Origin of the sequence: Limnohabitans sp. INBF002 (genome assembly GCF_027924905.1) — a bacterium.
GTDB lineage: Bacteria > Pseudomonadota > Gammaproteobacteria > Burkholderiales > Burkholderiaceae_C > Limnohabitans.
Genome location: NZ_AP027055.1, coordinates 259,401 through 282,067 on the forward strand (window position 1 = coordinate 259,401; position 22,667 = coordinate 282,067).

Sequence of the window (22,667 nt, forward strand, 5' to 3'; positions counted from 1 at the left end):
AGATATGACCAAACAGCGCAAAGGCATCATCCTCGCGGGCGGCTCAGGCACTCGCCTGTACCCCGTCACACAGGCCGTGAGCAAGCAACTCATGCCTGTTTACGACAAGCCCATGATTTATTACCCGCTCACCACGCTGATGCTGAGTGGCATTCGCGAGGTGTTGGTGATCTCCACCCCGCAAGACACGCCACGTTTTAAAGAGCTGTTGGGTGACGGCAGCCAATGGGGTATGCACATTGAATACGCGGTGCAGCCCAGCCCAGATGGGTTGGCGCAAGCGTTTGTCATCGGCAAAGACTTTGTGGCAGATCACCCCAGTGCTTTGGTACTGGGCGACAACATTTTTTACGGCCACGACTTGGTCAAACAATTGCACAACGCAGATGCCCGCACCAGTGGCGCCAGTGTGTTTGCCTACCATGTGCACGACCCCGAGCGTTATGGTGTGGTGGAGTTTGACGCCCAGTTTCGTGCCTTGAGCATTGAAGAAAAACCCGCGAAGCCTAAAAGCAACTACGCTGTGACAGGGCTGTATTTTTACGACGAACAGGTGTGCGACATTGCTGCAGCCGTCAAGCCTTCTCACCGCGGTGAGCTAGAAATTACCGACGTCAACAAGCGCTATCTAGAGATGGGTCAGCTGAATGTGGAAATCATGGGTCGTGGCTATGCGTGGCTCGACACAGGCACACACGACAGCTTACTGGAAGCCGCCAGCTTTATTGGCACGCTGCAAAAACGCCAAGGCTTGATGGTGGCGTGTCCTGAGGAAATTGCGTTTCACCAAAAATGGATTGATGCCGCAGCCTTGCAAAAACTGGCTGCGCCGTTGGCCAAGAACGGCTACGGTCAATATTTGTTGGGCTTGCTGAAATAAACCATGCCTTACCAAGTCACAACCACCCCAATTGACGGCGTGCTGGTGTTAGAGCCCAAAGTGTTTGGCGATGCACGAGGCTTCTTTTTTGAAAGCTTCAATGCCCGCGACTTTGAACAAGCCACGGGCTTGCAGCGCAACTTCGTGCAAGACAACCACAGCAAATCGGCGAAGGGTGTGCTGCGCGGGTTGCACTACCAAACCCAACACGCGCAAGGCAAGCTGGTGCGCGTGACGCAGGGTTCGGTGTTTGATGTCGTGGTGGACATTCGCCCAAACTCTGAGACGTTTGGCAAATGGTTTGGACTAGAGCTGTCTGCAGAAAACAAAAAACAGCTGTGGATACCCGAGGGCTTGGCGCATGGTTTTTTGGTGAGCAGCGAAAGCGCAGAGTTTTTGTACAAAACCACCGATTACTACCACCCCGAGTTTGAGCGTAGTTTGTTGTGGAACGATCCCGCAATTGGCATTGAATGGCCGCTGCACCTGTTGGATGCGCCGCCTTTGTTGGTGGCTAAGGATGTGGCTGCGTTGACGTTTGCTAACGCAACCGCGCCATCCACACCGTCAACCCCAGCAGCCCCAAGCTGCTGACGCACGCAAACGCAGCCATGTGCTGCTCTGCATCCATGGGCTGCGCCAAACCCATGGGGGCCAACAACACCAAGGCTTGCAGCACACCCAGCGCCATGCACGCCCACGAATAGGCGTGTGCCGCGTGTGTTTGAAAAGGCCTGTGGCTAAACGCCGCAGACAAGCACGCACTGCCTTGCCACAGTACCAGTGGCGCAATGTAGGCCCACACGCCGTGCCAGCGCGGGTCTAACCACTCTTGGTACAGCGCCACGGCGCACGACAAGCCCAACACAATGACGCAGGCGAATGCGCCTAGGCCTAGCCACCACGGGGTGCCGCTGGCCGTGTGAGGGCTGTTTGGGCGGTGGCCCTGCGCCAAAGCCACTTGCGCCCAAGCCATGTGCACCACCGCAGGTAAGAAGCCCAGCACGCGCAGCAGGGCGCTCATCCAACCGGTTTCTTGCGAGCCATACAAACGCTGCCACACCACGATGATGGCGGTGGCTAGCAGGGCATCGACCAAGGTGTGCGCCATGCGCAGTGTGGCGCTGCGCGGGTCGGATTGTTGGGTGATGGAGGCTTGTGTGGCGTCGTGTGTTGAGGTCGCCGCGTCAGCGGATGGGGTGCTATCAGCATGCACGTCCCGCACATCACGAGCGCGCAAGGCCGGCACCAGCCATGCAGCACCCAAGGCATAGCCCAGCAGCGCAGACAGCACCAAGGTTGGCCTACCCCAACCCACGGACGCGCCCAACAGTGCCGCCGTGAGCGCGGTCGTCGCAGCTGTGAGCGGAGGCAGCACACGCACGGCCGCTTGCTGCCAAGCCGAGCCCATGCGCAGAGTTAGGCTTTGCGCCAACATCCAACCCATTTGGCAAAACGCCAGCAGCAAAGCCCACAGCAAGGTGGGCCACATGGCCAGCTGGCTAAACCACACGGCCAATGCCGCCACCGGCAGCAAGCCCAAGCCACGCAAAGAACTGGCGCGCCATGCGTGTTGTGCCGCGATGTGCGCGGGTAAATGTTGGTTGGCCAGCATGCCCAATGGCGATTGGGCCAAAGCGAGGGTCATCCAAAAAAAGCCGATCTGGCTGACGACTGAAAACTCGCCCACTTCTTGCGGTGAGAACAAGCGCAGCATCAGCAGCGCAAACGCCACTTGTGTGGCAAACGCCACTGCGCTGGACAGCGCCACCACGCGGCTGGTGCTGCTGATGCGCAAGCGGCTGACCCAGCTCAACGGGAACCACCCAGTACGCCTGTTGCGTGTATTGGCCACGAGGGTTTGGGCGCTTCAGGCAGGATGTGCAAATGCTTCCAAATGGCCAGCTTGCCGAGCAGTTTGGGCCAAGCGAGTTGACGCACATCGGGCACCACATAGGGGTAGGCGTCTAGCGCCTCGCCAAAGCTGTGTTGCCAGCTGTTGGGGTCGTCGCGCAGCAAGTGCAGGTTGCCTTGGTAGTGCGCGGCAAAGTAGCGCACCCACGCGTAGTCGTTGCTCACCACGGGCAGGCCCACGGCGCAATACTCCAGCAGCTTGGTGGAGGTTTGTTGGTTGTAGGGTTCGATGTTGCCCACCAGGTTCAAGCCAAAGCGGGCGCGGCGTAATTGGTGTGGCACATCGGCATGGGGTACGCGGCCCGTGCACGTCACGTTGGCGGGCAACTGCGTGCGCAACGCATCGGGCACATCGCCCACCAGCAGCAAGGTGCGGCCAGCATCGTGAATGCTGTGCAGCAGCGGCACAAAGGGCAGCAAGCGGTTCATTTCGCCCAAGTAGACCAAGTCAAATTCGTTGGGCGGTATGCGTGCGGGGGCATCGTCTTCGTACGAAGGTTCGGGCAATGCGGGGGCTGCCGCATCGAAAAAGGCTTGTGCCACGCCCATGTCGCGCAGGGCGTGGGGCACGCCGTCGTCAAAGCCCATGCGTTCGCGCACCCAGCCGTTTTGAAACAAGCGGTAGTCGGGTTTGGGCTGGGTCCAGTGTTTGACGAAGTCTTTCAGCCGCGCGTGTGGTGGGGCTGAAGTCGACGCGTATTCGTGGATGTGAAATGCGTTTTTTAAGCGACGTGCTTCTGCTGCAGAGACACGCCCGCACATCCACCACGCCACTTGCGCGTTGAGGGGAACGGTAGCGCCCGTGTCATGCACCAAGGCTTGGTGACCGTGCGAGGTGATGAAGTCCACATACGCATCAATCTCTGGCAAGTACGCAGGGCCGCCTCGCACGAAGTGAACACAGACGGTCGGCTTTTGAGCGCTGGCGCTCAACGGCGTGGTGACGTTCAACATGTGCGCAGCACCTCTTGCCAGTTGCCCACAAAGTGGTCGATGTGGTGGCGTGCCACGATACGGGCCATGTCGTCGCGCACTTGTTGCTCGGGCAAGCTCAACACCGTCATCACGGCTTCGGCCAAGGCCACGGGGGCGTCACCTCGGGCCAGCAGATAAGGTGCGTCAAGATCGTACAGCTCGCGCATGGCAGGGATGGGCAGCGACACGCAGGGCACGCCGCAGGCCAGCGACTCTAGCGCGGTCATGGGGCAGCCTTCGTAGCGCGAGGTGAGCAGCGTCATTTGCCATGGCGTGTACAGGCTCGTGCCGCTGGGGTGCTTGCCCAAAAAATGCACGCGGCCTTGGTACATCAGGTCCATGCCGTCGTGAATCATTTTGCGGTGCATGGGGCCTTCGCCCACGATGCCCAGTTGTGCTTCGTCGGGCAAATAGCGTAAGGTGTCTAGCAGCAGGTGCGGGCGTTTCTCGGCGGACAAGCGGCCTACATAGCCCAGCAGCAAAGGCGGCATGCCTTCGCCGCCGTGGCCTGCATGCACATGGATGGCTTGGCCTTCAGGCATGGGCGCAATGCCGTTGGGCACCACGGTGCAACGTTGTTGCTTGCCGAGCGTGATGAAGCCGAGCAACGAATTTTGCGTGGTGCGCGACACACACACAAACTGGCTGACTTGTTTGTAAAGCAGTTTGAGCCAAAGTTTTTTCACCGCCGATGCGCCGGCTTCGTGCAGCACATCCATCAACGGGCCATGCACCCAGCTGACCAGTGGCTTGCCTGTGATGGCCTTCAGTGCCGCGCCGCAATAGGTGGGGCCAAAGTTGTGCGTGGCGACGATGACGTCGTGTTGCTTGGCGGCGCTGACCAAGGCGGGCCACTGCGTTTGCTGCCAAGGCAGCGCGGTGACTTGCCAGCCATGTGCCCTGAGCGCATCCACCAAGGTGCGCGTCATGGTGTGTACACCGCCCCAGGTGGGCTCTTCTAGCAACAAGATGCGGCGTGCGTGAGAGGCGGTGGTCATGTTGGGCGCGTATGGAGAACAGCTTGGCGTTATTTAGCGTGCGCCAAAACCCGTGCACACGGTCTTGACGGTTTTGGCCGCAATCAGCAAATCGAGCGCGAGCGAGTAGTGCGCCACGTAATACAAGTCGTAGCTGAGTTTGATGCGCGTGGTGTCGGCGCTGTCGGCGTAGCCTTGTTGCACTTGCGCCCAGCCGGTGAGGCCAGGGCGCACGAGGTGGCGATAGGGATAGCTGGGAATGGTGGCTGCAAAGTCGCGCACAAACGCGGTTTGCTCGGGGCGTGGGCCAATGAGGCTCATGTGGCCCATGAGCACGTTGAAGAGCTGCGGCAGTTCGTCTAAACGGCTGCGGCGCAACACGCGACCCACGCGTGTGATGCGCGGGTCTTCGGCTTGCGCAAAGTGCACGCCGGGGGCTTGCAAGCCGTGCACCATGCTGCGAAATTTCCACAGCGTGAACACTTGGCCATCGCGGCCCACACGGGGCTGCGAATAGAGCGCGGGGCCTTTGGAATCAAAGCGCACAGCCAACGCCACGCCTGCGGCGAGTGGCACCCACAAGGGGGCCAGCGCGATGACGGTGGCCACATCCAGCAAACGTTTGGCACGGTCGTAGCTCGGGTCGTTGTCGATTTCCCACAGCGAGTCAGCGGCGGTGGGCAGCATCTTGCGGCCACTGGTTAGTTCGGCCACGGCTTCCACGCTGTACAGGCGCAGGTGTTGCATTTTGAGCTCGCCCAACAAACGTGTGCGCTCGTCGCTGCTGCGCACATGGCGGTCTAGCACCACACCGTCGCAGGCGGGCAGGGGCGTGTCGCTGTTGGGGGTCCATGCGATGAGCTGCACGGCTTGTGGGTCTAGCGTGTTGGGGCTCAGGCACGCGGCCAGTTGGGCGGGCACGTTGGCGTCAATGTGCACCAAGCGCAAGGCGCGGTGTTTGACATGGCGGCGATAGCCCCACCACAGCCACAGCGTGGTGGCGGCATAGGCCCAGACCACCGCTGCACGAGAGTAAGGCTGCTGCAACAGCGCAAAGCCCAAAGGCGTGAACACAAACGGCGCGGTGGTGGACACCCACAACACACCGCTGCGCTCGGCCACGGGCAGGTGCGAGGCACGCATCAGCAAGTGCGTGGCCACGGCATAGGGCAGCACGCACCACCAGAGGGTTTCACCAAACTGGTAAGTCATGAGGCCCGCGTCTTCCAACAGCTGTGCCGCCATGAAGCTAGGCGCCAACATCCACACGCCCCACAAGGCCCAGCGTTGCAGGGCATCGCGGCGGCGCACCGAGGCGGACACCAGGCCTGCGCTGTTGTGCGTGCTGGTGGCTGCGTCAGCGGTGAGTTGTTTGGCTGTTGTGGTTTCTTGCGTGCATTGGTGGTAGACCTCCAGCACGCGCTCGGCCATGGGCTCGGCGGCAAAGCAGTCTTCAAATTTTTGTTGCGCAGCACGGCCCAGGCGCTTGCACATGTGCGGGTCACGCACGAGTTGCAAAAGTTTCTCTGCCACAGCCTCCGGTGTGTTGGCCACCAAGATGCCGTCTTGGTAGGCGTTGATTTGCTCGCGAATGCCAGGCAGGCTGCTGGCCAGCACGCACAGGCCCGCACGCATGGCTTCGAGCACGGTGATGGGCATGCCTTCGTGGTCGGACAGCAGCACAAACACCTGGTGTTGTGCGAGCAGCTCGCTCACATGGCTCACGTCGCCTGCCCAGGTGATGTTTTTGAGGTTCAGCGCTTTGGCTTGTGCGCGCAGCTGTGCCTGCAGCGGGCCATCGCCAGCCAGTGTGACGGGCAGCTCGTGGCCCAAGGCGTTGCGCACTTTGGCCAAGGCTTGCAGCAGCAGGTCGTGGCGTTTGGGGCTTTTCATGCGCGCCACCATGATGAGGCGCGGCAAGGCAGATGGGGTGTGTGCGGGGGCCGCGTTTGTGTCGGCGGTGTCGTCTTGCGTCTTGGTGTCAGGCGCAGGCAAACGTGCAATGCCGTTGGCAATGATGTGCACGCGCTCAGGCGCAATGGCCAAGTCAAAGGCCAGCTCACGTTCGTATTTGGACACGCAAATCATTTGCGTGGTCCAGCGGGCCAGCAAACGCTCCGCCAGTGCGGACGCAGTGCGGCGCACCAGTGGCACTTCGGGTTTGAAACCAAAGCCGTGCACGGTGTACACCGCCGGCACCCCTGAAGAATGCGCGGGCACATATGCGCGTTTGGCCGCGATGCGAGCCACCACACCACCAATGGCGCTGTGGCCATGCACGAGGTCGGGCTTGTGTTTGTTGATCAGTTCGGTCAGCTGCTGCACCGCAGGCCAAAGCTTGAGCGGGTTGAGTGACTCCACCATGTCGGGCATGGGGCACACGGTGATGCCCATCGCGCTGAGCTCGCGGCCCAGCACCGATTCGTCCACCGGTCCGCCAATCACCACGGTGAATTGCACGCGTGCTTGCAACGCTTGGCACAAGTCCCGCACGTGCGATTGCGCGCCGCCGGCTTCGCCTTTGGTGATGACCACCATCACGTGCGGCATTTGCGCAGCAACTTGCGAGGCGGCCATGTCTAGGCTGGCCCAAGGGCTGTTGCGGCGGCGTTGGGGTTCAACCAGGCCTGCCAAATGCAGCGTGGTTTCGACATGCACGCCTTGGTCGACCGCTGGCTCAGGCGTTGGCGCTTGAACTGCATCGTGTGCAGTGCCAGAAACAGACGGGGCAGTGTCAGTGACGACGGGTTGCGCCGCAGGGCTAGGCACTGCTTCACCCGCATTGGCGTCGGCAACTTCTAGCTTGGGCTCTGCCACCTTACGCTTGGCGCGAGGTTTTTTAGGTGCTGCCGCAGCCGGCAAGGTCGCAGGTTCGTAGGCGGGCGGGAAGTCGTCAAACAGGGACAGCGTGCCGTCGTCGTGGTTTTTCATAGGGGTGTGTCAAAACCTTGTGGGTTCATGGACTGCCAGCGCCATGCGTCGGCGCACATGCGCTCTAGGTCAAGCAAGGTTTCCCAATTCAGCAAGTCTTTGGCTTGGCGTGGATCGGCCAAACACTGGGCCACATCGCCAGGGCGGCGCGGTACTACTTTATAAGGAATGGGCACGCTGTTGACGCTAGCAAAGGTGTCCACCATGTCTTGCACGCTCACGCCACGGCCGGTGCCGAGGTTGACGGTGAGCAGCTTGGGTTCGTTCAACGCACGCAGCGCGGCCAAATGACCCGCTGCCAAATCGCTCACGTGCAGGTAGTCGCGCACGCCGGTGCCGTCGGGGGTGTCGTAGTCGTTGCCAAAAATTTGCAAGTGCGCGCGCTGGCCCAAGGCCACTTGCGTGATGTAGGGCATGAGGTTGTTGGGAATGCCGTTGGGCGCTTCGCCCAGCAAGCCGCTTTCGTGCGCGCCCACGGGGTTGAAGTAGCGCAGGATGGCGATGCTCCAGCGTGGGTCAGCCGCGTGCAGCTCGCGCAGCGCGTCTTCGCACATGAGCTTGGTGCGGCCATAGGGGTTGGTGGCGGTGAGGGCGGCGGTTTCGGGAATGGGTACGCTGACTGGGTCGCCATACACGGTGGCCGACGAGCTGAACACGATGCGGCGCACGTTGGCGCGGTCCATGGCTTGCAGCAGGTTAATCGTGCCGCTGACGTTGTTTTCTAAATAGCGCAGAGGCTGGGCCACTGATTCGCCCACAGCCTTGAGGCCTGCAAAGTGGATGACGCCTGCAAAGTTGTAGCGGGCAAACAGGGCGTCCAAGGCCGCCGAATCGCGGATGTCGGCTTGCACAAACGCAAGGGGGCTGGCGCCCAGCTTGGCCAGACGGTCCAGCACTTTGGCGCTGGAATTGCACAAATTGTCCAAAACGACCACGGGCTGGCCCGCCTCAGCGAGGGCGACCACGGTGTGCGAGCCAATGAAGCCTGTTCCGCCGGTAATCAAAATGGGATGTGTCATGTCAGCAATTCTTAGAAGTTTTGTGATTATCCCCTGCAGGCATGCGGTCTCAGCCCTAAAATAAATGCAGCTTGTGGGCGGGCACAGTTAGCACGCTCAGAAGCTGTTTTCTATCTTCTTACCTTTAGTACTTTCATGAAACGCACACATTCCTCTCACGCTGCAGCGCACGCAGGCGCTGAATCTTGCATTGCCCTCATCGACGCCCGTTTTTTGGCGTGGTTGCAAGGCCAAACCGACACCGCACAAGACCATGTGCGTCCGCAGCTGCATCAGCTGCTCAGCAACGCCTTGGCCCACAACGGCTTGGAGCTGAACCTGCGCCGCATTTATTGGTACAGCGACACCCCCGATGACCAAGCCATTGGCGGACAAGTCAGCCGTGCCGTGCTGCCTCACAGCCAAGACGGCGGTTTGTCGATGCTGCGCACTTTGGGCGCAGACCTGAAACGCTTGGCCGAACGCGGTGCGTGCGAGCACCTCTTGGTGGGCAGCGACGACGAACGACTGATCAGCCTGATTGACGAAGCCCAGTTGCACGGCATGTCGGTGCACCTGCTGGCCGACGAAGCTTCGCGCAACATGACGCAGCTCAACCGCGAAGACCCAGGTTGGGCGCGCTTGCTGTCGCAAGCCGACCAGCGCGTGGTGTTGGGCGCACAAGCCTTGCGCGAAGGTGGTTCACGCCACGCCAGCTCGATGCACGCTGTGCCGCAAATTGACCCCGAGCAGTTGCGCGAGCAGCTCAACACCGTCATCAACACCTGGTGGGCCGACGAGCCCGAAGACCTGCGTGAAGAGCTGCGCGAAGAGCTGCAAAACACACGCGGCATTCCACAAGAGGTGGACCGCCAGTTGTTGTTGGGCGTGCGCCGCGTGTTGGAGCGTGCTTTGAGTTTCCAAGAGAAAAAACTGTTGCGCGAAATGGTGCGCGATCTGGTGCTTGGCCCACAAGCCGCACACGCTTCTGCGACAGACCACGCAGAGTAAACAACGCTTAGTAAACACACGGAGTTGCACCCCATGAGCGATTTTTCTCCCGCCGACATCCTGGCCCAGGCCCTGCCCTACATCCGCAAGTTCCACGGCAAAACCTTGGTCATCAAATACGGCGGTAACGCCATGACCGACCCTGCGCTGCAAAAGGCATTTGCCGAAGACGTGGTGTTGCTCAAGCTCGTGGGCATGAACCCCGTGGTGGTCCACGGCGGTGGCCCGCAAATTGAAGGCTTGCTGCAACGCTTGGGCAAAAAAGGCGAGTTCATCGAAGGCATGCGCGTGACCGACGCCGAAACCATGGAAGTGGTGGAGTGGGTGTTGGGCGGCGAAGTGCAGCAAGACATCGTGGGCCTCATCAACCAAGCGGGCGGCAAAGCCGTGGGCTTGACCGGCCGCGACGGCGCCATGATTCGCGCCAAGAAACTTACGGTGCACGACAGCAAAGACCCCAGCAAAGAATACGACGTGGGCCAGGTGGGCGACATCGTCAGCATCGACCCCAGCGTGGTGAAAGCCTTGCAAGACGATGCGTTCATTCCCGTGGTCAGCCCGATTGGTTTTGGTGAAAACAACGAAAGCTTCAACATCAACGCCGACGTGGTGGCGGCCAAGCTGGCCACGGTGCTGAACGCTGAAAAGCTGTTGATGCTCACCAACATCCGCGGTGTGTTGGACAAAGCGGGCGAACTGCTGACCGAGCTGACCCCCCGTCGCATTGACGAGCTGATTGCCGACGGCACCATCAGCGGCGGCATGATTCCTAAGATTGCAGGCGCCTTGGATGCCGCTAAGAGCGGCGTGAATGCGGTGCACATCATTGACGGTCGCGTGCCACACGCCATGCTGCTGGAAGTCTTGACCGAGCAAGCGTTCGGCACCATGATCCGTTCGCACTAACTTCACTTGCACGCCATGTCTGACAACGCCTTGCCCGACGACGCAGCTTCCGACCGCGAGGAGCCCAAGGTTCGCCAACGCATGAAGCCAGGCCAACGGCGTGAGCAAATTTTGCAAACGCTGGCGGGCATGTTGGAACAGCCAGGCACTGAGCGCATCACCACCGCGCTCTTGGCAGCCAAGCTGGAGGTGAGCGAGGCTGCGTTGTATCGCCACTTCGCCAGCAAGGCGCAGATGTTTGAAGGCTTGATTGATTTCATCGAGCACAGCCTGTTTGGGTTGATTAACCAAATTGCCGAGCGCGAAGGCGATGGCGCACACAAGGCCGCGCGCATGGTGACGGTGCTGTTGCAGTTTGGCGAAAAAAACCCAGGCATGACCCGCGTGATGGTGGGCGATGCCTTGGTGTTTGAAAACGAGCGCTTGCACCAGCGCATGAACCAATTGTTTGAGCGCATTGAGTCGGCTCTGCGCCAAGTGCTGCGTGCCGCGGCAGAGGCCAACCAATCGGCCTCGCCCACCGCCGACGCGCAAGTGCGCGCTGCGGCCTTGCTGGCGTTTGCCTTGGGTCAGTTGCAGCGCTTTGCGCGCTCTGGATTTAAGCGTTCACCGATGGACCATTTGGATGCATCGCTGGCGCTGATGTGTCGTTGATTTAATTTTTGAAAGGCTCTTCATGAAACTCGTGCGTTACGGCAACCCCGGCAAAGAAAAACCAGGCCTCATTGATGCCGCAGGCAAGCTGCGCGACTTGAGCAAAATCATCCCAGACGTGACGCCCGAGCAACTGAGCGACAAAGCTCTCGCCAAATTGGCCAAACTCAACACAGACAAACTGCCCTTGGTCAAAGGCAAGCCCCGCATGGGCTGCCCGGTGGCGAACGTGGGCAAGTTTTTGGCCATTGGCCTGAACTACGCCGACCATGCCGCTGAAGCGGGCATGCCCATTCCCAAAGAACCCATCGTGTTCACCAAGGCCATCAGCTGCATCCAAGGCCCGAATGACGATGTGATGTTGCCCAAAGGCTCGGTCAAATCTGACTGGGAAGTGGAGCTGGGCATCGTGATTGGCACAGAAGCGCGTCATGTGTCGCAAAAGGCGGCGTTCGATCACGTGGCGGGCTATTGCCTGATCAACGACGTGAGCGAACGCGAATACCAACTCGAGCGCGGCGGCACATGGGACAAGGGCAAGGGTTGCGACACCTTCGGCCCCATCGGTCCTTGGCTGGTCACGCGTGACGAAGTGGCCAACCCGCAAAAGCTCAACATGTGGCTAGACCTCAACGGTGTGCGCATGCAAACCGGCAACACCAAAACCATGATTTTTGGCGTCGCCAAAATCGTGAGCTACCTCAGCCAATTCATGACGCTCAAACCTGGCGATGTGATTTGCACAGGCACCCCTCCCGGTGTGGGCATGGGTGTCAAGAAAGATGGCAAGCCAGCGCCTGTGTATTTGAAGCGCGGTGACGTGATGACCCTTGGCATTGAAGGCTTGGGCGAGCAACACCAAAAAGTGGTGGCTTTCAAAGCATGAGTGGTTCGTTGCACGCGTTGAGTCGGCCGCTGGTGGTCGACCTAGATGGCACTCTGATTCGCACCGACTTGTTGGTGGAGAGTGCCAGCCAGTTTTTGATTCAGCATCCGTTTCAGTGCTTCAAGCCTCTGCTGTGGCTTTTGCGCGGCAAGGCAGTGCTGAAAACCGAGCTGGCCCATCGCGTGCACCTGGATGCTTCGGCTTTGCCCTACAACACAGACTTGTTAGATTGGCTGCGTGCGGAAAAGCAGAGTGGCCGCCGCTTGGTGTTGGCCACGGCCAGCCACCGCGTGTTGGCCGAACAAGTGGCGCAGCACCTGCATTTGTTTGACGAGGTGCTGGCCACAGAGGGTGATACCAACCTCAAGTCCACCGCCAAAGCAAACGCTTTGGTGGCGCGTTTTGGCGAATCTGGCTTTGATTACGTGGGCAACGACTGGCCCGACCTGCAGGTGTGGGCCACAGCGCACACCGCCCATGTGGTGGATGCTTCAGCATCGCTGCTGAGCCGCGCGCAAGCACAAGGCCATGTGGGCCAAGTGTTTGACAGCGGTCTGCCGCCGTCTTGGCAGGCCATGCTCAAAGCCATGCGCTTGCACCAGTGGATGAAAAACCTTTTGGTGTTTGTGCCGCTCATGGCGGCCCACCAATACGCAGATGCGCCACGCGATGTGTTGGCCCTGATGGCGTTTGTGGTGTTCAGCCTGACCGCATCGAGCGTGTATTTGCTGAATGACTTGGTCGACGTGCAAGACGACCGCCACCATGCGCGCAAGCGTCATCGTCCGTTTGCATCGGGGGCGTTGAGCCTGGTCACGGGGTGGATGGTGTGGCCGTTGTTGCTGCTAGTTGCCGTGGTGTTGTCGGTGCTATTCATGCCCGTGTTGTTCTCAGTTAGCTTGGGCGTTTACTTTGTGTTGACGGTGGCATATTCGTTGCACCTCAAACAATTGGCCGTGGTCGATGTGTTGACCTTGGCGGCGCTTTACACCTTGCGCATCATTGCTGGTGCGGCGGCCATTGATGTGGCGGTGTCGTTTTGGCTGTTGCTGTTTTCGATGTTCATCTTCTTGAGCTTGGCGCTGATCAAACGTTACAGCGAACTCAAAGTGGCGCGCGAGGCGGGCAAGACAGGCGCTTTGCGTGGGCGCGGCTACGAGCCGGACGACTTAGAGCTGGTGTCTAGCTTGGGCGGCAGCGCAGGTTTTATTGCGGTGTTGGTGCTGGCGCTGTACATCCAAGATGGACAGGCCGCGCACTTGTATGCCACGCCGCAACTCATTTGGTTGGCTTGTCCGGTGATGCTGTTTTGGATTTCACGTGCCTGGCTCATTGCCCATCGTGGCCGCATGCATGACGACCCGATTGTGTTTGCCCTCAAAGACAAAGTCAGCTGGGGCGTGGGTGCGTTCATGGTGGCGGTGTTGGCCTTGGCGCGCGTGTTGTCATGAAGACGGCTGCGCGCATCGCGCTGGTGTACGCACTGGTGTCTGCCTTTGCCACGGTGGCCAACATTGGCACGCAAGCCGCATCCATGTGGGTGTACAGCGGTGCGTATGCCATTGAGCTGTCGGTGTTGGCGGGGACGGCCATGGGCTTCCCCATCAAATACGTGCTTGAGAAAAAACACGTGTTCGACTTCAAGGCCGACAACCTTGGGCACGACACCCGCTTGTTCATCCTTTACGGTTTCATGGGCGTGTTCACCACGGCCATTTTCTGGGGCATTGAGTTTGCGTTTCATCACCTCTTTGGCACAGACGCCATGCGTTATTTGGGTGGTGCGATTGGCTTGACCTTGGGGTCGTACATCAAGTACCACCTCGACAAGCGCTTTGTGTTCAAGCAGGCGTTGGCATGAAACCCGTCAGCGCCTGGGGCCGTTTGTCGAACGATTTGCACGATGTGCACGTGCTGACCGACCGTTCGCATGTGGCCACCGTGTTGGCCGCGCACCAGCCTGGCTTGGCTTTTGGCAATGGCCGCAGTTATGGCGATGTGTGCCTGAACCCCCATGGCAACTTGTGGCACACCACAGGGCTGAATAAATTCATGGCGTTTGACGACGCCACGGGCCGTTTGGTGTGCGAAGCCGGTGTGTTGCTGCGCGACATTCAACGCCTGTTTGTGCCACGCGGTTGGATGCTGCCCGTCACGCCTGGCACGCAACTCATCACGGTTGGTGGTGCGATTGCGAACGATGTGCATGGCAAGAACCACCACGCGGTTGGGTCGTTTGGTGACCATGTATTGGGCGTGTCTTTGGCACGCACCACGGGCGAGGTGTTGTCGCTGGATTGGACCCAGACGCCCGCGTTGATGGGCGCCACGCTGGGGGGCTTGGGGCTCACGGGTGTGATCGTCACGGCAGAGTTGCAGTTGCGCCGTGTGGGCAGCCCATGGCTGCGCACCGAAACCTTGCCCTATCAAGGCTTGGCCGAGTTCTTTGAGTTGGCGGATGCGTCGGAGCACGATTGGGAACACACGGTTTCGTGGATTGATTGTTTGGCAGGCCAAACCGCACGGGGCATTTTTATGCGTGCCAACCCCATGAGCGCGCCACAAGCGGCAGCGATGCCGTCGCTCAAGGCGGTGCTGGCAGCACATCAACAAAAAACACACAGCCAACCCTTGCGCATGCCGTTTGTGCCGCCGCTGTCGTTGGTGAATGGCTTGTCACTCAAGCCGTTCAACATGGCTTACTACGAGCTGCAAAAACTCAAAAGTGGTTTTGACGTGGCGCACTACGAACCCTTTTCGTACCCACTGGACAACTTGCAGGACTGGAACCGCATGTATGGCCCGCGAGGGTTTTACCAATACCAAAGTGTGGTGCCTCGCGAGGGCGGGCAGCTTGCTGTGCAGGCCATGCTCGATGCCATTGCCGCTTCGGGCGAGGGGTCTTTTTTGGCCGTGCTCAAAACCTTTGGCAACCGAGAAGCCAAAGGCATGTTGAGTTTTCCAGAGCCTGGCGTGACGTTGGCACTGGACTTTCCCAACCGCGGCCAGCGCACCTTGCAATTGATGGATCGATTGGATGCCATCGTGCGCGAGGCGAAAGGCCGCTTGTACATGGCCAAAGATGCGCGCATGCCACGCGATTTGTTTGAAGCCGGGTATCCGCGCTTGTCTGAATTTTTGGCGCACCGTGACGCGGGCATCAGCTCTGCCATGTCGCGCCGTTTGATGGGAGTTTAAGAATGCAACACATGGTCATCATTGGCGCCACTTCGGCCATGGCCGAACACTGCGCACGCTTGTGGGTGCAAGCCGCCCCTGTGCGCCTGACCCTCGTGGGTCGCGACGAAGCGCGCACCCGCCGTGTGGCCGACGACCTGCGCGTGCGCAGCCCACAGTCCGATGTGCAAGTGATGACGTCTGATTTTGCCGATGCGACAGCCATTCAGCGCACCGTGAGCCACATCGTTGCCCAGGCCGCCGTGGATGTGGTGTTGATCGCCCATGGCGTGTTGTCAGACCAAGGCACTTGCCAAGACGATCTGCTGGCTTGCGATGCAGCCTTGCAAATCAACGGCGTGTCACCCGTGTTGTTTGCCGAAGCCTTTGCCAAACCCATGGTGGCTGCCAACCACGGCACGATTGCCATCATTGGTTCGGTGGCGGGCGACCGTGGTCGTAAAACCAATTATGTGTACGGTGCAGCCAAAGGCTTGGTGTCGCGCTACGCGCAGGGCATGCAGCACCGTTTGGCGCACACAGGTGTGAAAGTGGTGTTGGTCAAGCCGGGCCCCACAGACACGCCCATGACCAGCGACCTCAAAGCCAAGGGGCAAAAAATGGCTTCGGTCGAGCAAGTGGCCAAAGACATCGTCAAGGGCATCGCTTCCGGTAAGCCTGTGTTTTACACGCCAGGCATTTGGCAGATCATCATGCTGGTGGTGATGCACTTGCCACGGTTTGTGTTTAACAAGCTCAATATATAGCTGTCGACATTTGTTGCTGACTTTTTCTTTGGCGCGGGCGCGTTGCGAGCATAGGGTGCGGCGGCTTCCTCATGCTGGAGTACCAGAAATCGTCAGCCGCCGCACCCTATGCTCGCAACGCTTTGGGTACTCGCTACAACAGCTATGGCCCCAGAGCTGCATCGCGTGCCACGCCATTCCATCAGTAGCAACACATGCATGCGCGAAAGTAGACGAGCGAAGCAACGTCGAACGCAGACTTCGGGGAGGGGCTTAGGGCGGGTGACGATTTCTGGTACTCCAGAATGAGGAACCTGCCCTAAGTCCCTCTCCGAAGCGAGCTCAGAAAAAGAGCTCAGAAAACTAAAGCGTCACCACCTGCATCCCAGGCAAGGTAGCCATAGGAAACTCTTCATGGTCAAACGCCTTGTCGCCATCCTCTGACGCCACCCCCGTGGTCACCAAGTTCTTGAAATCAAACTTCGTGTGGTCCATCAAATGCGACGGCACCACGTTTTGCATGGCTGCAAACATGTTCTCAATGCGGCCTGGAAACTTCTTCTCCCAATCGCGCAACATCTCGCCCACCACTTGGCGTTGCAAGCCGTCTTGGCTGCCGCACAGCGTGCAGGGAATGATGGGGAACTGGCGCACTTTGGACCAACGCTCTAAGTCTTTCTCGGCCACGTAGGCCAAGGGGCGAATGACCATGTGGTCGCCGCCATCGCTCACCAATTTCGGAGGCATGGCTTTGAGCTTGCCGCCAAAGAACATGTTCAAGAAGAAGGTTTGCAAGATGTCGTCGCGGTGGTGGCCCAGTGCGATTTTGTTGCAGCCCAGCTCACCCGCCACACGGTACAAAATGCCACGGCGCAGGCGCGAGCACAGGCTGCACATGGTTTTGCCTTCGGCGATTTTTTCTTTGACGATGGAGTACGTGTCTTGCGTTTCGATGCGGAACTTCACGCCCACTTGCGCCAAATACTTGGGCAATACATCGGCAGGAAAGCCGGGTTGCTTTTGGTCGAGGTTGACCGCAATCAACTCAAAGCTGATGGGCGCGCGCTGCTGCATCATGAGCAAGATGTCGAGCATGGCGTAGCTGTCTTTGCCGCCCGACATGCAAACCATGATCTTGTCGCCTTCTTCGATCATGTTGTAGTCCACGATGGCTTGGCCAACTTGGCGGCACAGGCGTTTTTCGAGCTTGTGGTTTTCGTGCTCGATCTTGATTTGCTTCGGGTCTTTGTTGAGGTCTTTTTCAGCGGTCGTCATAGTCACCATTGTCCTGTTTCCATGCGAATGGCCACTTCGCAGTCTTCAAAAATTTCCAGCTTGGCGATTTTCACGCGCACGCCCAGTACGCCCGGCAGTTGCATGAGGCGGTGGGCGAGTTTGCCAATGAGTGTTTCGAGCAAGTTGACGTGCTCAGCCGTGCACTCGCTGATGATGATTTGGCGCACCTTGCGGTAGTCCAACACATGGCAAATGTCATCGTCGTGGGGCAGCAGGGGTTGCGTGCCTAAGTTCAGTTCGGCATCCACTTGAATGGGCTGCGGATCAATTTTCTCGTGCTCCAAGATGCCCAAGTTGGCATCAAAGCGCAAGCCGGTGAGGTTCAAAATTTGGGTGCCTTTGCTCGCCATGTCACAGCACTCCTGGTTTGGCGCGGAACACTTCTACACCCACGGCTTCGCAGTCGGGGTAGACGTCGGGCTTGCGGGTGGACACGCGCGCAGCCATCACGCCGGTGTGTTCTAGCAAGTGTGTGAGGATGTCGTCGCACAAAGTTTCTTGCAGGTTGATGTGGCCTTGTGCGATGCGGGCGTGCACCACGGCGCGTACAAAGTCGTAGTCCACCACTTCGTCGATGCGGTCGTCTTTGGGGCTGGTGCCCGCGAACGAGACATACAAGTCCACGTCAAGGATGATGCGTTGCGCTGCACGCAACTCGTGGTCATGGATGCCGATGTGCGCTTGCACGGTGAGGCCGCGCAAAAACAAGCGGCGGCAGTTCAGTAAAAGTTGGTCGTTCATGATTTAAAAAGCTCCTCGACCACAAACATCACATCACGTGCGAGTGGTACCAAATGTTGCCCGTTATCCACGCGCACCGTGGTGCCGGTGATGCTGGCGTTACCCGCCAAAAAAACCACGCTGTTGGCCACGTCGGCAGGGTTGATGGGTTGGCGCAGCAAGTTGGCTTGCGCGGCACGGTTGAAGTTATCTTGGGTTTGTGGCCCGCTCAAGTACATCAGGCCAGGGGCCACAGCGTTCACGCGCAAGGTGGGCGCGAGCGACTGGGCTTGCAGGCTGACTGCGCGCTCCAGCGCAAGCTTCGAGAGCGTGTACGAAAAATAATCGGGGTTGAGGTTGAACACCTTTTGGTCCAACACGTGAATGACGCTCGGTTTGGCGTGCCCGTTGAATGTGCCTTCGTTGGCAGATGCATCTAATTCGGGAGCTGGTGCGTGCAACGCCGCCAGCCACTTGCCAAAGCGCATGGGCGCCATCAGGTTCACCTTGATTTGCGCCAAGGCCTGTGCTTCGTCAAAGTCGGCGCCCTCATCCGGCACAAACAACGACGCGTTGTTCACCACGCACTGCAGCGCCGTGCCGGTGATGGCCACCGTGGTGTCAAAAATGCTTTGGCAGCTGGCTTCGTCTTCTAAGTCACCTTGCACGGTCAAGGCGTCTACGCCCAAGGCGCGCAGCTCGACACACAGGGCATGGGCCTCGGCGTCTGAGCGGTTGTAATGGCAGGCCACATTCCACCCCGCACGTGCAAAGGCGAGGCCGATTTCGCGGCCTAAGCGAACGCTGCCGCCAGTGATGAGTGCCCAAGAGCGCATGGTGTGAGGTGCCTGTGGTGGAAGTGAGGTGTAGAAGCCGGTGTGGGTCGAGTTACGATCTGCACCCAATGAATTCCCCTCAATTATCCAACGACCCGGGCCAGCAGGCTTTGTACACCCTGATTCAGCGCAGTATTGCCAATGCGGGCGGCTGGCTGGGCTTTGACCGCTTCATGGCGCTGGCCCTGTACGCCCCCGGCATGGGCTACTACGCCAACAGTCTGCGTAAATTTGGCCTCACGCCGGAGAGTGGCAGCGACTTTGCCACCGCTCCCGAAATGTCCAAGCACTTTGGGCGCACGCTGGCCCACCAAGTGGCCGAAGCCTTGCAAGTCACGGGCACCGACGAGGTGTGGGAGTTTGGCGCAGGTTCTGGCGCCTTGGCCCTGCAGCTGCTGGATAACTTGGGTGATCGCGTGAAGCGCTACACCATCGTTGATTTGTCGGGCAGCCTGCGCGCGCGCCAACAAGAGACCCTCAAAGCCCATGCGCATCAAGTGCAATGGGTTGATGCGCTGCCCGAACAACTCAGCGGCGTGGTGGTGGGCAACGAGGTGCTAGACGCCATGCCCGTGCAACTGCTGGTGCGTAAAAGCGGTGTATGGCACGAGCGTGGCGTGGTGTGGAACGCAGACGCGTTGAGCCAGAGCCAAGCGGGCGTGTCCCCGTCGGACAGCGAAGCTTCTGCCAACGCGGCCAGTGCTTCGCCGTTGCAATGGGAAGACCGCGTGACCGATTTGCGTCCACCCATGGAAGTGCCAGGCGAGCACGATTACTTGACCGAAATTCACAGCCAAGCCGAGGCCTTTGTGGCCACCTTGGCCGACCGTTTCAAAGCGGGCGAAGTAGCCACAGGCAAGGGCGGCGCAGCGTTCCTCATCGACTACGGCTTTCCCGAGAGCGAATACTTCCACCCCCAACGCAGCATGGGCACGTTGATGTGCCACCAGCTGCACAAGTCAGACACAGACCCGCTGGTGGATGTGGGCCGTAAAGACATTACTGCACATGTGAACTTCACTGGCGTGGCGCTGGCCGCGCAAGACGCAGGCCTGAACGTGTTGGGCTACACCAGCCAAGCGCATTTTTTGATCAACTGTGGCTTGTTGCCCCCGTTGGTGGATGCGCCGATGGACGAAAAGAGCATGGCCCAAAAACTCATCACCGAGCACGAAATGGGCGAGCTGTTCAAAGTGGTGGCCTTGGGCACCACCGAGTGGGAGCCCATGGGCTTTGCGCAAGGTGACCGCACCTACGCGCTGTAAGTTGCCGACATGACCCGCTGGCTGATCGTTGTTTTCTTGGCGTTGTTGCTGATCAACGCTGTCACGCCTTGGCTGCAAAAGCTGGGTTTTGGGCGCTTGCCTGGGGATATTCGGTTCAAGCTTTTTGGGCGTGAGATATTTATTCCGCTTGCGTCTACTGTCATCCTCAGCCTTGTATGTGCTGGGATTTCTAAGGTTTTGTAGCTGGTTAACTCCCCTTCGGTGTCAAGCGGTGTGGGGTGTACCTGCTCTGCTCCGCCGTCGCTTCGCGCCTAATGTCGCTGCCGCAGGCGCACCCCACACCGCTTGACGCGCGAGTTGGTTGGGTTAGACAGAAAGCGCAGCAGAAATAGCCGCCAAGCGCGCCGCATCCAACCGCGCCCCCACAGCCGGCCCCTTGAGACCTTCTTGCAAAGCCAGCGCGCTGACAGATGCGCTGTCCACCGACTGAGCCGCTTTCAACAACAACGCCAAGCGAGGCCCTTGCGCATAAGCCTCATCCTCTTTACCCAATCGCCCACGCGCATCACATTCACAGGCCTGCAAAGCCAATAAAAACCGTTCCGGCCTACGCAGCGCATCGCAACGCACCAGCAAGCGCAATACCGCCTCTGCACCAAAGCCCAAGCTTTGATGGATGTTGCCGTGTTCACGCGCCACCAGCTCGGCCAGTTCTTTGCATTCCACGGGCACACGCCAACGGGTGCACAGCGCACGGGTGAGTTTTTCGCTGCGTTGTTCGTGACCGATATGGCGGGGCAGCACGTCAGCAGGTGTGGTGCCTTTGCCGAGGTCGTGGCACAGGCAGGCGAAGCGCACCTCTAGCGAGGTGTTCATTCGGGCAGAAGCGTCCAGCACCATCTCAAGGTGAATGCCGGTGTCAATTTCAGGGTGGTATTCGGCGCGTTGCGGCACGCCGTAAAGTTTGTCGACTTCGGGCAGCAGGCGTTGCAAGGCGCCGCATTCGCGCAGCACTTGCAACATGCGTGACGGTTTGGCGCCCATCAGGCCGCGTGACAGCTCTTGCCACACGCGCTCGCTGACCAAGGCGTCGACTTCGCCGTCACTCACCATGTCGCGCATGAGCGTCATGGTTTCAGCAGCTACGGTGAAGTCGGGGAAGCGTGCGGCAAAGCGGGCCAGGCGCAGGATGCGCACGGGGTCTTCGCGGAAGGCGTCGGTCACATGGCGTAGCACTTTGGCGGCGATGTCGCGCTCGCCGCCGTAGGGGTCGGTGCGTTGGCCGTGTTCGTCTTGGGCGATGGCGTTGATGGTCAGGTCACGTCGGGCCAGGTCTTCTTCTAGCGTCACGTCGGGTGATGCATGCACGGCAAAGCCGTGATAGCCGCGTGCGGTTTTGCGTTCGGTGCGGGCGAGGGCGTATTCCTCGTGCGTGTTGGGGTGCAAGAACACCGGAAAGTCGCGGCCCACGGGTTGGTAGCCTTGCGCCACCAGCGCCTCGGGCGTGCCGCCCACCACCACCCAGTCGCGGTCTGATCCCGCGTGGCCCATCAGGGCATCGCGCACGGCACCGCCGACCAGGTAGGTTTTCATCAATGACCCGCCACAAACAACCGTTTGATCGACTTGGGCTCCGCAATGCCCAAGGCATGCAAACCTTGCGCATGTCCGCTGGCGATGTTGTTGACCTTCATCGAGTCGAGGTTGTCGCGGCTCATCAGCGTGGGGCCGGGCGCAAACTCCATCAGCAGGGCTTGCAGCCAACCCATGGCGTAAGGCAGCGAGATGACGGGGCGTTGCTTGCCCACCCAGTGGCCAGCCAGTTGCACCAGTTCGGTCAGCGTCAAGATGTCGGGGCCGCACAGCTCAAACACTTGGCCTTCGGTGCTCGATGTGTTCACACAATGCACGATGGCCTGCGCCACGTCATGCACCCACACGGGCTGAAAGCGTGTGTGTGCGCCCGCCAGTGGCATGACTGGAAATACTTTTTGCAGCTTGGCAAACAGATTGATGAACTGGTCGTCTTTGCCAAAGATGACGCTGGGGCGCAGCAGCGTCAAACCCAACGGCGCTTTTTCGGCGGCCGACAACAGTGCCAATTCACCGCGCGCTTTGCTGCGTTGGTACATCGACGGTCCATGCACATCTGCGCCCAAAGCGCTGACGTGAATCAGACGTGTGACGTTTTCAGCATGACAGGCGCGCGCCAAATTGGTAGGCAAAGTGACATGGGCATGCGTGAATTCTTCTTCTGTGCCATGCAGGATGGCGATGAGGTTGATGACCACATCATGGCCATGCACCAAGGCTTGCAGTTGTTTGGCATCGTGCACATCGGCTTGCACCACGGTGACGCCCGGCATCATTTGGATGTGACGCGCAGGCAGGCGGCGCGTTGGCACGGTGATTTGGTGGTGCTGCAGACTCAGGCGTGAGCACACATGACGGCCCACAAAGCCGCTGCCGCCCAGCACCAAAATTTTCTTGACTGTGGTTTGTTGCATGTTTGAACTGTAGTGCGAATGAAAAAC

General features: G+C 59.5%; 23 protein-coding genes. 12 read left to right on the top strand and 11 right to left on the bottom strand.

Going from position 1 to position 22,667, the window contains the following annotated elements; translation table 11 throughout:
• Positions 1-4 precede the first annotated feature (4 nt).
• Positions 5-880, top strand: coding sequence for a glucose-1-phosphate thymidylyltransferase RfbA (rfbA, locus tag QMG15_RS01360; RefSeq protein ID WP_281789137.1), 876 nt, complete (start codon positions 5-7; stop codon positions 878-880).
• A 3-nt stretch (positions 881-883) separates the two neighbouring features.
• On the top strand, positions 884-1,474 hold the full coding sequence (gene rfbC, locus QMG15_RS01365) for a dTDP-4-dehydrorhamnose 3,5-epimerase (protein WP_281789138.1): 591 nt from the start codon (positions 884-886) through the stop codon (positions 1,472-1,474).
• Here the strand turns inward: rfbC and QMG15_RS01370 are convergent.
• From QMG15_RS01370 to galE, 5 genes are read right to left on the bottom strand one after another with little or no spacing between them, the layout of a single operon-like run.
• Entirely contained in the window at positions 1,422-2,696 is a 1,275-nt protein-coding gene (locus QMG15_RS01370) for a hypothetical protein (protein WP_281789139.1), read from the bottom strand. The genes rfbC and QMG15_RS01370 overlap by 53 nt on opposite strands.
• Positions 2,693-3,748, bottom strand: coding sequence for a glycosyltransferase (locus QMG15_RS01375; protein WP_281789140.1), 1,056 nt, complete (start codon positions 3,746-3,748; stop codon positions 2,693-2,695). Before QMG15_RS01375 ends, QMG15_RS01370 begins: the two co-directional genes overlap by 4 nt.
• Complete coding sequence (locus tag QMG15_RS01380) at positions 3,742-4,767, bottom strand: glycosyltransferase family 4 protein (protein ID WP_281789141.1); 1,026 nt, start codon at positions 4,765-4,767, stop codon at positions 3,742-3,744. The genes QMG15_RS01375 and QMG15_RS01380 overlap by 7 nt, the downstream gene beginning before the upstream one ends.
• Before the next feature lie 33 nt (positions 4,768-4,800).
• A complete protein-coding gene (locus tag QMG15_RS01385; RefSeq protein WP_281789142.1) occupies positions 4,801-7,677 on the bottom strand; it encodes a sugar transferase in 2,877 nt (958 codons plus the stop codon).
• The gene (gene galE, locus QMG15_RS01390) at positions 7,674-8,696 is read right to left on the bottom strand and encodes a UDP-glucose 4-epimerase GalE (RefSeq protein WP_281789143.1); all 1,023 of its coding nucleotides are present in this window, start codon (positions 8,694-8,696) and stop codon (positions 7,674-7,676) included. Before galE ends, QMG15_RS01385 begins: the two co-directional genes overlap by 4 nt.
• Positions 8,697-8,831: 135 nt before the next feature.
• Here galE and QMG15_RS01395 point away from each other — a divergent pair, with 135 nt between their 5' ends.
• From QMG15_RS01395 to QMG15_RS01430, 8 genes are read left to right on the top strand one after another with little or no spacing between them, the layout of a single operon-like run.
• On the top strand, positions 8,832-9,686 hold the full coding sequence (locus tag QMG15_RS01395; protein WP_281789144.1) for a hypothetical protein: 855 nt from the start codon (positions 8,832-8,834) through the stop codon (positions 9,684-9,686).
• 33 nt (positions 9,687-9,719) lie between these two features.
• Complete coding sequence (gene argB / locus QMG15_RS01400) at positions 9,720-10,592, top strand: acetylglutamate kinase (protein WP_281789145.1); 873 nt, start codon at positions 9,720-9,722, stop codon at positions 10,590-10,592.
• Positions 10,593-10,607: 15 nt separating this feature from the next.
• Positions 10,608-11,246 carry a nucleoid occlusion factor SlmA gene (slmA, locus tag QMG15_RS01405; protein WP_281789146.1) on the top strand — a complete coding sequence of 213 codons (639 nt, stop codon included), beginning with the start codon at positions 10,608-10,610 and terminating at the stop codon, positions 11,244-11,246.
• A gap of 22 nt (positions 11,247-11,268) precedes the next feature.
• Complete coding sequence (locus QMG15_RS01410) at positions 11,269-12,132, top strand: fumarylacetoacetate hydrolase family protein (protein ID WP_281789147.1); 864 nt, start codon at positions 11,269-11,271, stop codon at positions 12,130-12,132.
• Positions 12,129-13,583: a UbiA family prenyltransferase gene (locus QMG15_RS01415; RefSeq protein ID WP_281789148.1), complete on the top strand. Its 1,455-nt coding sequence runs from the start codon at positions 12,129-12,131 to the stop codon at positions 13,581-13,583. The genes QMG15_RS01410 and QMG15_RS01415 overlap by 4 nt, the downstream gene beginning before the upstream one ends.
• On the top strand, positions 13,580-13,993 hold the full coding sequence (locus tag QMG15_RS01420) for a GtrA family protein (protein ID WP_108402210.1): 414 nt from the start codon (positions 13,580-13,582) through the stop codon (positions 13,991-13,993). Before QMG15_RS01415 ends, QMG15_RS01420 begins: the two co-directional genes overlap by 4 nt.
• Positions 13,990-15,330, top strand: a complete 1,341-nt coding sequence (locus tag QMG15_RS01425) for an FAD-binding oxidoreductase (protein WP_281789149.1) — start codon at positions 13,990-13,992, stop codon at positions 15,328-15,330. The genes QMG15_RS01420 and QMG15_RS01425 overlap by 4 nt, the downstream gene beginning before the upstream one ends.
• Before the next feature lie 2 nt (positions 15,331-15,332).
• Entirely contained in the window at positions 15,333-16,076 is a 744-nt protein-coding gene (locus QMG15_RS01430) for an SDR family NAD(P)-dependent oxidoreductase (protein WP_281789150.1), read from the top strand.
• A gap of 342 nt (positions 16,077-16,418) precedes the next feature.
• Here QMG15_RS01430 and ttcA read toward each other — a convergent pair whose 3' ends face one another.
• From ttcA to QMG15_RS01450, 4 genes are read right to left on the bottom strand one after another with little or no spacing between them, the layout of a single operon-like run.
• Complete coding sequence (ttcA, locus tag QMG15_RS01435; RefSeq protein WP_281789151.1) at positions 16,419-17,330, bottom strand: tRNA 2-thiocytidine(32) synthetase TtcA; 912 nt, start codon at positions 17,328-17,330, stop codon at positions 16,419-16,421.
• 2 nt (positions 17,331-17,332) lie between these two features.
• Complete coding sequence (locus QMG15_RS01440; protein WP_104796644.1) at positions 17,333-17,701, bottom strand: dihydroneopterin aldolase; 369 nt, start codon at positions 17,699-17,701, stop codon at positions 17,333-17,335.
• Position 17,702: 1 nt separating this feature from the next.
• Entirely contained in the window at positions 17,703-18,092 is a 390-nt protein-coding gene (locus QMG15_RS01445) for a dihydroneopterin aldolase (RefSeq protein WP_281789152.1), read from the bottom strand.
• Complete coding sequence (locus QMG15_RS01450) at positions 18,089-18,907, bottom strand: SDR family oxidoreductase (RefSeq protein ID WP_281789154.1); 819 nt, start codon at positions 18,905-18,907, stop codon at positions 18,089-18,091. The genes QMG15_RS01445 and QMG15_RS01450 overlap by 4 nt, the downstream gene beginning before the upstream one ends.
• Before the next feature lie 68 nt (positions 18,908-18,975).
• Here QMG15_RS01450 and QMG15_RS01455 point away from each other — a divergent pair, with 68 nt between their 5' ends.
• Positions 18,976-20,172 (top strand): SAM-dependent methyltransferase, encoded by a 1,197-nt coding sequence (locus tag QMG15_RS01455; protein WP_281789155.1) that lies wholly within the window; start codon positions 18,976-18,978, stop codon positions 20,170-20,172.
• Positions 20,173-20,181: 9 nt separating this feature from the next.
• The gene (locus QMG15_RS01460; protein WP_108359853.1) at positions 20,182-20,376 is read left to right on the top strand and encodes a DUF2905 domain-containing protein; all 195 of its coding nucleotides are present in this window, start codon (positions 20,182-20,184) and stop codon (positions 20,374-20,376) included.
• A gap of 123 nt (positions 20,377-20,499) precedes the next feature.
• On the opposite strand, the gene QMG15_RS01465 is transcribed toward QMG15_RS01460, so the two are convergent.
• Both QMG15_RS01465 and QMG15_RS01470 read right to left on the bottom strand, forming a co-directional pair.
• Positions 20,500-21,726 (bottom strand): multifunctional CCA addition/repair protein, encoded by a 1,227-nt coding sequence (locus tag QMG15_RS01465; RefSeq protein ID WP_281789156.1) that lies wholly within the window; start codon positions 21,724-21,726, stop codon positions 20,500-20,502.
• On the bottom strand, positions 21,726-22,640 hold the full coding sequence (locus QMG15_RS01470; RefSeq protein WP_281789157.1) for a complex I NDUFA9 subunit family protein: 915 nt from the start codon (positions 22,638-22,640) through the stop codon (positions 21,726-21,728). The genes QMG15_RS01465 and QMG15_RS01470 overlap by 1 nt, the downstream gene beginning before the upstream one ends.
• Positions 22,641-22,667 lie beyond the last annotated feature (27 nt).